Origin of the sequence: Ralstonia psammae (assembly GCF_958405935.1) — a bacterium.
Lineage (GTDB): Bacteria > Pseudomonadota > Gammaproteobacteria > Burkholderiales > Burkholderiaceae > Ralstonia > Ralstonia psammae.
Genome location: NZ_CATZBU010000016.1, coordinates 59,228 through 70,997, shown reverse-complemented (window position 1 = coordinate 70,997; position 11,770 = coordinate 59,228). Strand labels below are relative to the sequence as shown.

General features: G+C 65.7%; 10 protein-coding genes. 3 read left to right on the top strand and 7 right to left on the bottom strand.

Annotation, left to right across the window (positions count from 1 at the left end):
- Positions 1 to 2: 2 nt before the first annotated feature.
- Positions 3 to 908, bottom strand: a complete 906-nt coding sequence (locus R2N16_RS22825) for a LysR family transcriptional regulator (RefSeq protein ID WP_316668883.1) — start codon at positions 906 to 908, stop codon at positions 3 to 5.
- 3 nt (positions 909 to 911) lie between these two features.
- Positions 912 to 1,865, bottom strand: coding sequence for a prolyl aminopeptidase (pip, locus tag R2N16_RS22820; RefSeq protein WP_316668882.1), 954 nt, complete (start codon positions 1,863 to 1,865; stop codon positions 912 to 914).
- Positions 1,866 to 1,983: 118 nt separating this feature from the next.
- Here pip and R2N16_RS22815 point away from each other — a divergent pair, with 118 nt between their 5' ends.
- The 3 genes from R2N16_RS22815 to R2N16_RS22805 all read left to right on the top strand — a co-directional run bounded on the left by R2N16_RS22815 (position 1,984) and on the right by R2N16_RS22805 (position 5,435).
- Entirely contained in the window at positions 1,984 to 2,628 is a 645-nt protein-coding gene (locus R2N16_RS22815) for a TetR/AcrR family transcriptional regulator (protein ID WP_316668880.1), read from the top strand.
- Complete coding sequence (locus R2N16_RS22810) at positions 2,625 to 5,165, top strand: PEP/pyruvate-binding domain-containing protein (RefSeq protein ID WP_316668878.1); 2,541 nt, start codon at positions 2,625 to 2,627, stop codon at positions 5,163 to 5,165. The genes R2N16_RS22815 and R2N16_RS22810 overlap by 4 nt, the downstream gene beginning before the upstream one ends.
- Before the next feature lie 123 nt (positions 5,166 to 5,288).
- Positions 5,289 to 5,435, top strand: a complete 147-nt coding sequence (locus tag R2N16_RS22805; RefSeq protein ID WP_175537079.1) for a hypothetical protein — start codon at positions 5,289 to 5,291, stop codon at positions 5,433 to 5,435.
- A gap of 67 nt (positions 5,436 to 5,502) precedes the next feature.
- Here R2N16_RS22805 and R2N16_RS22800 read toward each other — a convergent pair whose 3' ends face one another.
- The 5 genes from R2N16_RS22800 to R2N16_RS22780 form a co-directional block, all read right to left on the bottom strand.
- Positions 5,503 to 6,189 carry a Fe2+-dependent dioxygenase gene (locus tag R2N16_RS22800; protein WP_316668913.1) on the bottom strand — a complete coding sequence of 229 codons (687 nt, stop codon included), beginning with the start codon at positions 6,187 to 6,189 and terminating at the stop codon, positions 5,503 to 5,505.
- Between the two features lie 48 nt (positions 6,190 to 6,237).
- Entirely contained in the window at positions 6,238 to 8,466 is a 2,229-nt protein-coding gene (locus tag R2N16_RS22795; protein WP_316668873.1) for a TonB-dependent receptor, read from the bottom strand.
- A gap of 282 nt (positions 8,467 to 8,748) precedes the next feature.
- Entirely contained in the window at positions 8,749 to 10,155 is a 1,407-nt protein-coding gene (locus R2N16_RS22790; protein WP_316668871.1) for a ClcB-like voltage-gated chloride channel protein, read from the bottom strand.
- Positions 10,156 to 10,207: 52 nt separating this feature from the next.
- The gene (locus R2N16_RS22785) at positions 10,208 to 10,525 is read right to left on the bottom strand and encodes a YciI family protein (RefSeq protein ID WP_316668869.1); all 318 of its coding nucleotides are present in this window, start codon (positions 10,523 to 10,525) and stop codon (positions 10,208 to 10,210) included.
- A 127-nt stretch (positions 10,526 to 10,652) separates the two neighbouring features.
- Positions 10,653 to 11,651, bottom strand: a complete 999-nt coding sequence (locus tag R2N16_RS22780; protein WP_316668867.1) for a quinone oxidoreductase family protein — start codon at positions 11,649 to 11,651, stop codon at positions 10,653 to 10,655.
- Positions 11,652 to 11,770: the final 119 nt, after the last annotated feature.

Sequence of the window (11,770 nt, the reverse complement as noted above, 5' to 3'; positions counted from 1 at the left end):
CATTAGGTGCGCCAGGGCGGCTGCGGCTTGAAGCGGCTTTGTAGCGCCTGCATGAAGTGACGCGTACGTTGTGGCAAACCGGCGCGGTTGTGCGTGAGTGCGATCACGTTGGCATCCGGTGCCTTCCAGCCTGGTAGCAGGCGCACAAGCCGGCCCGCGCGCAGGTCGTCGGCCACATCCCATTCGGAGCGCAGGATCACGCCACGCCCTTCGCACGCCCACTGGCGGATGACATCGCCGTCGTTGCAGATCAGCTGACTCGGCACGCGCACGCTGCGGCTCGTGCGGCCCTTGCTGAAGTGCCAGAGCGACACGTCTTCTTTGTTCTCGCGCAGCACGATGCAAGGCAGCGCGGCAAGGTCATCGGGCGTTTGCGGCAAACCGAAGCGCTTCACAAGCGCGGGGGACGCACAGACAAAGCGGGCATTTGGCGCAATCGCATGGCCGACCAGGTTCGACACCTGCAACGCGCCGATATGCACCACCACATCAAAGCGGTCCGCCGCTTCGGTAAGGGGTGCATCGGACAGTGCCAATTCGATGTCGACATCGGGATGCTGCTGCTGAAAATCGGCAATGACGGGTGCCACGTAACGCCGCCCAAACCCCAGCGGCGCGTTGATCTTGAGCGTGCCGACCAGGCCGCCCCGGCGCGTGTGCAAATCCTCTGACAGTGCGTCGAGCTGGCGGATCAGCTCGGCCCCGCGCTCGCACAGCAGCGCGCCCTCCTGCGTAAAGCGCAGGCTGCGCGCGGTGCGATCGACCAACCGTGTGCCCAGCTTCTTCTCCAGCTGCTGCAGGCGCTGCGAGACTGCCGATGGCGTCAGGTCCAACGCCCGCGCGGTCGCCACCAGGCTGCCGTTGTCCTGGATGGCGAGCAGGAAGCGCAGGTCGGCAGAATCCGTCATGGGTTACTTGCCGGCAAAGCGGTCCGTTGCGGCCAGCAGCTGATCGAGGATGCCGGGTTCGGACCACGCATGGCCGGCACCTTCGATGAGGTGGAAGTCCGAATCCGGCCACGCCTGATGCAACGCATACGCGTAGCGCGCTGGGCACGGCATATCGTAGCGGCCGTGCACGATCACGCCCGGAATGCCCGCCAGCTTGTGCGCCTCGCGCAGCAACTGGCCCTCTTCCAGCCAGCACTGATGCGTGAAGTAGTGGTTCTCCAACCGTGCGAACGCCAGTGCGAAATGGTCGTCGGCGTGCTTGGCGCTGTTGCTCGGGTCGGGCAGCAGCGTGATGGTCTCGCCTTCCCACACGCTCCAGGCGCGGGCGGCTTCGATCTGCCTGGCGGTGTCATTGCCGGTGAGCACCTTGCGGTAGGCCGCAATCATGTCGCCGCGCTCGGCCTCGGGAATGGGCGCCTGAAAACGTGCCCATTTCTCGGGGAACATCTCGGACACGCCGTATTGGTAGTACCAGCGCAGCTCGGCCTGCGTGACGGTGTAGATGCCGCGCAGCACGAGTTCGCTTACGTGTTGCGGATACTTCTGCGCGTAAGCGAGCGCCAACGTCGAGCCCCACGAGCCGCCGAAGACGAGCCAGCGCTCGGCGCCGGCAATGGCGCGCAGGCGTTCGATGTCGGCCACGAGATGCCACGTGGTGTTGGCCTCCAGGCCCGCATGCGGCGTAGACCGCCCACAGCCGCGCTGGTCGAACAGCATGACGTCGTAGCGTGCGGGGTCGAACACACGGCGGTGGTCAACCGACACGCCGCCGCCCGGCCCGCCGTGCAGGAATACCGCCGGCTTGGCACCGGGCGTGCCGACGCGCTCGTAATAGATCGTGTGGCCATCGCCCACGTCGAGCATGCCGGTCTCATACGGTTCGATTGGCGGATACAGGGTGCGCAGTGCAGACATGGTGGGTCCTGTCGAAAGGCTGCCGGGAGAATGGGCTGATTCTACAGAGGGGTTCTCGCTTGCGCATATTTTTGAACGACGTATAAAATTGCTCATCGTATAAAAAAGCGAACCCATCATGTCGTCCAAACCGGTCCCCATCGCGATCCCCCTCGAAGCCGGCCGCCGCGAACGTAAGCGCACCCAGACGCTGGACCACCTGGCCGCCACCGCCTTCTCCCTGTTCGAGCAGCACGGTTACGACGCGGTGACGATGGAGCAGATTGCCGCGCAGGCCGATGTGTCCAAGGGCACGCTGTACAACCACTTCCCGGTCAAGGAAGCATTGCTGGCGCACCAGTTCCATGCCGAGCTGGCGGCAGGCGGCGCGCAATTGCGTGCGCAGATCGAGGCGCAGCCGGACTTCGCTTCGCGCCTGGCGGTGCTGCTTTCCGCCTCGGCCGATTGGTGCAACGCGCGCCGCCCCTACCTGGCCGCGTATTTCCGCTACCGCTTTGCCAGCGCCGACCTGGCCGCCCGCAGCCGTGACACCGACAAGCGCAGCGGGCTCGAAGCGGTGTTCATGGCGCTCATCGACACGGCGCAGCGCTCGGGCGAACTCGACACACGGCTCGATGCCGAGCACCTCGCGGGGCTGTTCGAGTACTTGTATCTCGGCGCGCTGATGCGCTGGCTCGCGCGGCCCGACACAGACCTGCACGCGGGCTTCTCCGCCGTCATCGACCTGTTCCTGCACGGCATGGCCCGCAAGGGGGCGCGATGAACACGCTCGTGCTGGATTGGCCGGCCGCGGCGGCAGCGGGTGCCGCAGTGGCCGGCGGCAAGGGCTGGCAGCTGGGTCGGATGGCAAGACTCGGCGTGCCGGTGCCCGATGGTGTCGTGCTGGCCGCAGACGCCAGCCGCGGGCGGCGTCGCGCAGATGCCGTGCCCGATACCGTGCTGGCTGCCATCGCAGAAGCCCTGGCCGCGCGCGGCTGGCAGAACATACCGTTGGCTGTGCGTTCGTCCGCGCCGCAAGAGGATTCCGCGCAACGCTCGTTCGCGGGCATTCACGAAACGCGCCTGAACGTCATCGGCGCGCAGGCGATGGCCGAAGCGGTCCGCGCCGTGTGGGACTCAGCACACGCACCGCAAGCGTTGGCATACCGCGAGCGCTTCGGCATCGACACCACCGACCTGGCGATGGCCGTGGTCATCATGCCGATGCTGCCGGCAGTGGCCGCGGGCATCGCGTTCACCGGCGACCCGGTGAGCGGCCGCAACGACCACATCGTCATCAACGCGCACTGGGGCCTGGGCGAAGCGCTGGTGGCCGGCCAGGCCGATGGCGACGTCGACCGGGTGGAAGTCGCGCCGCAAGCCGACATGCTGCACGTGATCGAACGCCAGGTCGGCACAAAGCGCCGCATGACGCGCGCGCTGGCAGAAGGCGGCACGGCACTCGCCGACACCGCCACAGAAGACGCCCGGCGCGCCGTGCTGGACGATGCGCAACGCATCGCCCTTGCCACGGTGGCGCGCGACACGGCACGCGCGCTGGACTTTGCACAGCCGCGCTACGACATCGAATGGGTCTGGGACGGACAGCGCTTCTGGATCGTGCAGGCACGCCCGATCACCACGCCCGCCCGCCACACTTACACCGCCCTGCAAAACCAGCCCACGTTCTGGACACGGGGCAACACGCGCGAGATGTTCCCCACGCCGCTGTCGCCCATCGACTGGACGCTCTACGGCCACGCGGCCAACCGCATGCTGACGCTGGCGTACGCGCTGGCAGGCTACGCGGTGCGCCCGGGGCTGGCGCGCGCGGGGCTATTCGGCGGCCGCGTGTATCTCGATGTCTCATTGATGCAGTGGGAGGCATTTGACGCGTTCGGCATTGCGCCGGATGCCATCAACCGCATGCTGGGCGGCACGCAGCCCGAGATTGCGCTGCCGCGCGCCACGTGGCCGCAACGGCTGGCACGCGGCGCGCGGCTCGTGCGCTATCTGTTCAGCGCCGGCGCGGCGCGCCGCCATGCGCAGAGCGATCTGAACCGCGCCCGCAAGCAAGCCGCGCAATGGCGCGAAGACGCATGGCCGGAAACGACAGCTGAGCTGGCCACCTGCCTTCGCGAGCGCTTTAACACCGCGCGCCGCGCAGACAGCCTGTTCTTCCTGCAGGGCTCGGCGGGCGGCTCCGTTTCGGGCCTGGTCGACGTGATCGAAAAACAGTGCCCCGGCGAAGGCCACGCGCTGGCCGCCGCGCTCATGGCCGGCGCTGAACCCAGCGTCACCGCGCAGCAGAGCTACGAGCTGATGGCGCTGGCGCAAACGGCCGCCGCCGATACCGAAGCGCTCGCCTGGCTTCGCTCGGACAAACGCATCGGCGCGCAATGGGCGCAGCAGTTGCCGGCACACAGCCCGTTCCGCCAGCACTTCAGTACGTTTCTGGAGCGCTACGGCCACCGCGCCATTGAAGAGAGCTACGTCCGCCACCCGCGCTGGCGCGAGCAACCGGACTACCTGCTCGACCTCGTCGTCGGTCTGATCGGCAGCGATGCGCGGGCCGTGCGACAACGGCAGCAAGCGGCGTCTGAGCGCGCGTGGGGGCGCCTGCCGTTCTGGCTGCGCCCGATGGTGCGAGGGATGCTCAAGAGTGCCGTGCGCGACAGCAACCAGCGCGAAGCCGCGCGCAGCGCGCTGGTGGCGTATCTGGAAGCGCTGCGCATCGGCCTGCTGAAGCTTGCGGACAGGCTGGTCGACGAGGAAGGACTCGATACGCCGGAAGACATCTTCAACCTGACGCTGGACGAATGCGTGGCGGCAGGCATCGGCACGTTGCCCCTGCGCTTTGCCGCCCAGCGTGCGCGCGAACGCCGGCAGCAGTTGGACGGTTGGGCCACCGAGCAGGAGCCGGACATCCTCACCGAACATGGCGGGGCGCTGGTCGCGGCCAAAGCACCAATCGGCCTCGGCCTCGGCGTCGTCGGAAATGTCTGGAGCGGCACCGCCGTGGGCGCGGGCTCGGCACAGGGCCAGGCACGTCTGGTCGACCACGCTGCCGCCGGCACGGCGCTGCAAGCAGGCGACATCCTGGTCGCGCCCAGTACCGACCCCGCCTGGACGCCACTCTTCCTGAAGGCAGGCGCACTGGTCATGGAAACCGGCGGCTACCTGTCGCACGGCGCCATCGTCGCGCGGGAGTTCGGGATTCCGGCGGTGGTGAACCTGCCCGGCATCCGGGCACAGTTGAAAAACGGCGAGACGATCCGCGTAGACGGCAATGCCGGAACGGTCAGCAGAGTGGAGGTCTAGCCACTTCTATGTGGCGACGAGGCGACACGGGCACGTGCAATTTGCTGCGTCGCAATATTCCGACTAAGATTCGGGTATTCCCTACTAGGGTTATCCCTAAATCAGTCCTCAGAAGGAATCGCCATGAACACCGTCGCCCTCAAAGCCGCCCCCGCTTCGCGTTTCGCCCGTTTCTGGCAAATCGTGCGCCGTGAGGCCAGCCGCGCCGTTGCGCTGCACGTGGAAAGCTGCGGCATGATGGCCGAGCTGTATCGCCGTTCGGGCCACTAAGCCGAATCACACGGAACGTGTGAATATGGCGTCGCACACCTCCCCGGTGTGACGCTGGGCGCTCAAATCAGGTTTCGCTCCACTGCCGCATCAGGTTGTGATACACGCCGATCAGCGTGCGGCGCGCAGTGGCATCCGCGTCGGTCTGATTGAGTGTCTGGATGGCGTTGTCCAGATCGAACAGCATGGCGCGCTGCGCGTCGTCGCGAATCAGGCTCTGGATCCAGAAGAAGCTCGCCACGCGCACACCGCGCGTGATGGGCGTCACCTGATGCAGGCTCGTTGCCGGATAGATCACCAGGTCGCCGGCATTGAGCTTGATGCTGTGCATGCCATAGGTGTCTTCGATCTGCAGTTCGCCGCCGTCGTAGCTGGCGGGGTCTGACAGAAACAGCGTGACCGAGATGTCGGTACGCAGCTTCGTACCGTTGTGCGGGTGGATACGCACACTGCCATCGACATGCGCGCCGAAGGTCATGCCCTCGCCGTAGCGGTTGAACATCGGCGGGTACACCACGTTCGGCAGCGCCGCGCTGATAAAGCGCGGATGCCTCTCCAGCACGCTCAGGATGAGCTGCTGGCACTGCAGGGCCACTTCCGCGCCCTCATCAATCTGTTGGTTGACCTTGACTGGCGCGCCCGAATACCCGGCCGACACGCGGCCATCGACCCAGGCGTCGCCCGCGCCGTCGAGCAGTTCTCGCAGTGCCGCCACCTGCGCGGCGTTGAAGACATTCGGGATGCAGACAAGCATGGTGCTGGAAAGAAACGGGAATGCAGCCAAGGGCCCATCCCCCAGCCATTACATCCGATACACCACCGAGAGCATCGCGGCGCGGCCGGTACCCGGCACGGCGCGACCACCATCGGACGGAATCAGCGCATCGTAATACGTCTTGTTGAACAGGTTGAACAGGTTCAGGCGCACGTCGTATTTCGGCTGATGGTAGGCCAGCATTGCATCCCAGCGCACGAAGCCGCCCACCTGCACCGTGTCGGTGTTGTTGGCGTAGCGCTGCGACATGTAGAACGCGCCCGCACCCACCTCCCAGTTCGGCAGGAAGGTGTAGCTCGTCCACACGGTGGCGGCATGCTTGGGCGTGTTGGCCGGCGTCATGCCCTGCGTGCCCGCGGCAATACCGTTGACGATCTGAGCATCCAGGTACGTATAGCCCGCGAACACCTGCAGCTTGTCGGTCACGTGGCCCGTGGCACCCAGGCGCGCGCCGCGCACGCGAATCTTGCCGGCCGAGGTGTACGTCGTGCTGTCGATCTGCGTGCGGGCGTTGTCCTTGGTGATCTGGAACAGCGCCGAGCTGACCGACAGGTCGCCGTTGAGCAGATCCCACTTGCCACCCGCCTCATACGACTTGTTCTTCTCCGGATCCAAACCCTGCTGGCCCGTGGTGCCCACGAGTTGTTCCAATGACGGATTGAACGACGTGCCGTACGACACGTAGTACGACTGCCACTCCGTCGGCTGCCAAATACCGCCCAGGCGCGTGCTCACGAAGTTCACGGTCTGCTGCGCGTACGGCAGCGCGGTGATCTTGGCCGACGCCGGCGTGTTCGCCGCATTCAGCGAGTTCGAAATGCTGGCGACGTAGCGGTCATAGCGCAGGCCGGCCACCGCCTTCCACTGCTTGGTGAACTCGATCGAATCGTTGAAGTACGCGGCCACCGTGTTGGCCGAGCCGCCCTGCAGGTTGCCCAGGCTCGACGGCGTGCTGGCCGGCGAGGTGGTGTAGCCCGGGCTGACCAGCGGCTCGCACGAGACGAAGCCCGTGGTCAGGCTCGACTGCGCCAGCGGCGTGCCGTTGCACGAACCGTTGCGGTAGTAGTTCTGGTTGTCGTAACCGTCGTGGCCGAACTCGGTGCCAACCAGCAGCGTGTGCTTGACCGAACCCGTATCGAACTTGGCCGTCAACTCGGTCTGGTTGAACAGGGAATAGTCGCGGATGCGGCGGTCATGGCTTTGCAAGCGCACCGACAGCGCCGAGAGCGGCAAATTGCTGTTGGTCAGCGCCGTAAATACGCCCGACGAATTGACGGTACCCACCGAGTTGGGCGCCGTTTCGCGCGCGTCGGTCTGCACGTAATTGAACTGCGTCTGGTTACGCAGCCTCAGGTTGGGTGAGAACTTGTGATCGATATTGGCCGAGAACGACGCCACGTCCTGTGTGGTGCGGTCATCGGTGTAGCCGTAGTACGTCTTGGGGCTGACGTTGACGGGGTGGCCATTGAGGTTCGGCACGCCGTAGTCGGGCATGTCACGGTTGTGCTGCAGCAGCGCGGACAGGGTCACCTCGGTCGGCGTGCCGATGCCGAAACGCCACGACGGCGCAATGCCGAAATCCTGCGCGGTCATCTCGTCGCGCGTGCTGGTCTTGCCGTTCTGCGCCATCGCGGCGATGCGGAAGGCGGAGGTGTCGGAAGTCGGCGTGTTGACATCGGCAGTCGCACGCACCAGGCCGTTGGTCGTGATCGAACCGGTGATTTCCGTGGCCGCCTTCAGCTTGGGCTTCTTCGTCACCTGGTTGATGACGCCGCCCGTCGAGCCGCGGCCAAACAGCATCGACGACGGGCCCATCAGCACTTCCACCGAATCGAGGGCGAACAGGTCGCGGTAGTACTGGCCGCGATCCCGGAAGCCATCGAGATAGATGTCGGTCCGCGCAGAGAAACCGTTCAGGTTGATGTTGTTGCCGATCTGCCCGCCCTCGGCCGCGCCGATGGTGATCCCCGGCACGTTGCGCAGCGCATCGGCCAGCGAACTGCCGCCTTGCGCGTCGGTCAGCGCCTTGGGCACGACCGTCACCGATTGCGGTACGTCGCGCAGGTTTTCGGGCAGCTTGGAGATGGAGCTTTTGGCGGCGTTGTAGTCGTCACGCGGGGCAGAGGCCTTCACGACGGCTTCCGGCAACGTGGCGGTGGCTGGCGCCTGCGCAAGCGTGGTCTGCTGGGCGAGTGCGACGGTGGGGGTGGCAAACAGGGCCAACAAGGCGCTGGCGACGGGCGTGTGGCGGTTCATTGCGTGGTTTCTCCGGCGGCACTCTTTCGTTGGGTGCCGACCGCTACGGAACGCCCTCCTGCGCCCGTGCCGCCGTGCACGAGAGCGCACTACGAATTGCGGACGCAAATATAAATGATAACGATTCGCAACAGCAACAAATTGTCGCACGATCTCCGAAAAGTTCCCGAACACGCACAATTTCAAGAGACTCATGGCTCGCTTTTCCTTGGATTTAGCTGACAGGGCAAGCTGTGCTCCTGGGATATTGGGTGGCGGTGCCCCACAAGCGGAAAAGCGTACCTATTTCTGCGTGGCATCTGATGATGGCGATGGAAGGTGCTCGGCGTCGTCGCCCGCATCCTGACGATTGCGCGCCAGCGCGCGCGCATACACCGACGGCGCACCCGCTGCATGTGCCGTCACATAACCGGTGATGCATGCCAACATGAGCGGCAGCACCACCTGGTACGACAGCGTCATCTCAAAGATCATCAGGATCGACATGAGCGGCGCATGCGTGGTGGCTGCCAGCAACGCGCCCATACCGACCACCGCATAGCTGACCGGCACGGGCGCGGCGTCCGGCAGCAGCGCATGCATGCCCGTGCCGTACAGCAACCCCAGCGCCGCGCCACAGAACAGCGTGGGCGTGAACACACCACCCACCGCGCCCGATCCCGCACTCGACGCCGTTGCCACCACCTTGCAGATCAGCACCAGCGCTACCGTCTGCCACAGCCACGGCTCGTGCAGGAAGCCATTGACCACGCTATAGCCGTTGCCCCAGACCTCGGGCACGCCCGTGGAAAGCGCACCGACAATCAACCCGCCGGCCGCCAATTGCAACGTGAGCGGCAACTTGGTCTGTGCAAACGCATCGCGCGCGCGGTCAATCAGACCCAGCAGCAGCGGCCCCACCATTCCTGCCGCCAAACCAAGGCCCAAATACGTCAGCACTTCCCAGCCGGAAACGAAATCGAAGTGCGGCATCTCGTAGACCGCCCCGTACCCGAAGAATTGGCGCACCACGATGTCTGCGGTGACAGCCGCCACCAGCAGCGGCCCCAGCGTGGCCGTGGTGATGACACCAAACACGATTTCGCAGACGAACACGGCGCCCGAGATGGGCGCGTTATACGCAGAGGTGATGCCCGCGGCCGCCCCGCACGCGACCAGTAGACGCAATTGCTCGACCGGCACGGGCGTCCAGCGCCGCAGCACGCGGCCGACCAACGAGCCGCACATCGCCGCCAGTTGCACCATCGGCCCTTCGCGCCCGATCGACGCACCGCTGGCCACCGAGCACAACGACGACGCGCTGCGTACCAGGCTCTGCCGCGCGCTGAGCACGCCATCGCCCACGGCAATGGCTTCCATATAGTCGTCCGAGCCTTTTCGCGGAATCCATTTGAGGCCCACCTGCAAGGTGATGCCTGCCAGCAGTCCACCCGCCGTCGGCACCAGCAGGCGCGCCCACCATGGCAGCGCCCGCGCCGTGGCCACCAAGCCCTGGTCCGTACCCGAAAGCCACCATTGCAGATGACGCAGGCACTCGCGAAACAGGATCGTCGACAAGGCCCCAGCGCAGCCGATCACCCCGGCAATCACGAACACCAGATGCTCGCGGCCGAACGGCAGCCGGGCAATCGCGTGCCGCCACCATGGCTGGCGCGGCACATCAGGTTGAGGCGGCGGCGTGTCGGTCATGTCGATTCGCGCAAGGACGGATCGACATGATAGCGGCGGCGCCGCACCGGTTTTAGGCCGATGCCGCAACCAGGGCGTCTGGCAACCACGCCTGCGGTACGTCGGCGCTGCGACGATTCGGGCCCCAGGTAATGACGCGCGCCTGTACGAGGTTTTCGATCACGAAAGGGTCGCGCGCGACGATGGCGTCGATCTCTTCGCGGGATTCGGCACGCGCCAGGATGCCGCCACCCTCACGGGGGACGAACGGGCCCGACATCAGGAAGTGACCGCTCGCATAGTGGGCGTCCAGGTGCGCGCGGTGCGCAGGCAGCACGCGATCGAGTGCTTCGAGCGGTGCCGTGTAGTTGAAAAGAATCAGGTACAGCATGCGATGGCTCCTTATGGGATGAGGTGAAACCTTCGAAACGCGAGACCCGGCAGCGTGAAACAACGACGTCGAGTGTCACGCAGAAATGGGTACGCTTTGCAGGGAAACCCTTCGGTGCGCAGGGTTCTCAAGGGCGCAAGAGCAGCGCACCCGAGGTCTGTCCGGCTTCCAGGGCGGTGTGCGCGGCGGCCGCTTCTTCCAGCGCATAGATGCCGCCCACCGGCACACGCACGCCATCGAGCATGCGCTGCAATGCTGCCTGCGCCCCCGTGCGGTAGTTCGACAGATCGGTCATGTAGCGGAATACGCCTGGCCGCGCCAGCGCAATGGAGCGCGACGGCCCAAGCGCAGCAAGATCGACGGCGTTCGTTTGCGCGTTACCGACATCGCCCGCCTGACCGATGCTCGCCACCATGCCGAACGGCCGCGTCACCGCCAACGAGGTCTGCAGCATCGCGCCGCCAATGCCATCGATCACATAGTCGGCGCCTTCTCCGCCGGTGAGCTGCAGCACGGCTTCGCGCACGTCTTGCTGGCGATACAGCACGACGTGGTCCGCGCCATGGCCGAGGGCAAGAGCGGCCTTGGCCTCGTTGCCAACCGTGCCGATCACGCGCGCACCCTGGCGCTTGGCCCACTGCACCAGCAACACGCCCAGGCCGCCGGCTGCCGCGTGCACGAGCACCGTATCGCCGGCGCGCACCTGCCGTACCCGCGTCAGCAGCATGTGTGCGGTGATGCCGCGGACCAACGTGGCCGCCACGGTTTCGTCGTCCAGCGCATCAGGCAACGCAATCGCGCGTTCGGCCGGGATGTTGCGGTGGCTGGTGTAGCCGCCGGGCGCGCCGTCCATCAGGCCGGCCCAGGCCACGCGCTGGCCCAGCACAAAGCCGCGCACATCCTTACCTACCGCTTCCACCACGCCGACGCCCTCCACACCCAGCACCGCCGGAAACGCCGGCACCGGATATAGCCCGGCACGGTGGTACACGTCGACAAAGTTCACGCCGACGACGGTGTGCCGCACGGTCAACGCGTTCGGCGCGGGCGGCGGCAACATCAGGCTGGTGGGCTGCAAACCCAACGCTGGTCCGGGTTCGCGGAGTTGGATCACCTTCGTGTGCATGGCAAAAAGTCCTCGCAGAAATGGGTACGCTCTCGGGTTTCGTGATGAGGGGTACTGCGTTCGTCACGTTGTGAAACAAGCGTAATCCGTTCAGAATCACCCGGGAATTCACAAAAACT

Excerpts from the sequence above, each read along its gene's own strand:
- R2N16_RS22785 (WP_316668869.1), bottom strand. The coding sequence starts at position 10,525 with ATGCTGTACCTGATTCTTTTCAACTACACGGCACCGCTCGAAGCACTC.
- R2N16_RS22810 (WP_316668878.1), top strand. The coding sequence starts at position 2,625 with ATGAACACGCTCGTGCTGGATTGGCCGGCCGCGGCGGCAGCGGGTGCC.
- R2N16_RS22815 (WP_316668880.1), top strand. The coding sequence starts at position 1,984 with ATGTCGTCCAAACCGGTCCCCATCGCGATCCCCCTCGAAGCCGGCCGC.
- R2N16_RS22825 (WP_316668883.1), bottom strand. The coding sequence starts at position 908 with ATGACGGATTCTGCCGACCTGCGCTTCCTGCTCGCCATCCAGGACAAC.
- R2N16_RS22780 (WP_316668867.1), bottom strand. The coding sequence starts at position 11,651 with ATGCACACGAAGGTGATCCAACTCCGCGAACCCGGACCAGCGTTGGGT.
- R2N16_RS22800 (WP_316668913.1), bottom strand. The coding sequence starts at position 6,189 with ATGCTTGTCTGCATCCCGAATGTCTTCAACGCCGCGCAGGTGGCGGCA.
- R2N16_RS22805 (WP_175537079.1), top strand. The coding sequence starts at position 5,289 with ATGAACACCGTCGCCCTCAAAGCCGCCCCCGCTTCGCGTTTCGCCCGT.
- pip (WP_316668882.1), bottom strand. The coding sequence starts at position 1,865 with ATGTCTGCACTGCGCACCCTGTATCCGCCAATCGAACCGTATGAGACC.
- R2N16_RS22795 (WP_316668873.1), bottom strand. The coding sequence starts at position 8,466 with ATGAACCGCCACACGCCCGTCGCCAGCGCCTTGTTGGCCCTGTTTGCC.
- R2N16_RS22790 (WP_316668871.1), bottom strand. The coding sequence starts at position 10,155 with ATGACCGACACGCCGCCGCCTCAACCTGATGTGCCGCGCCAGCCATGG.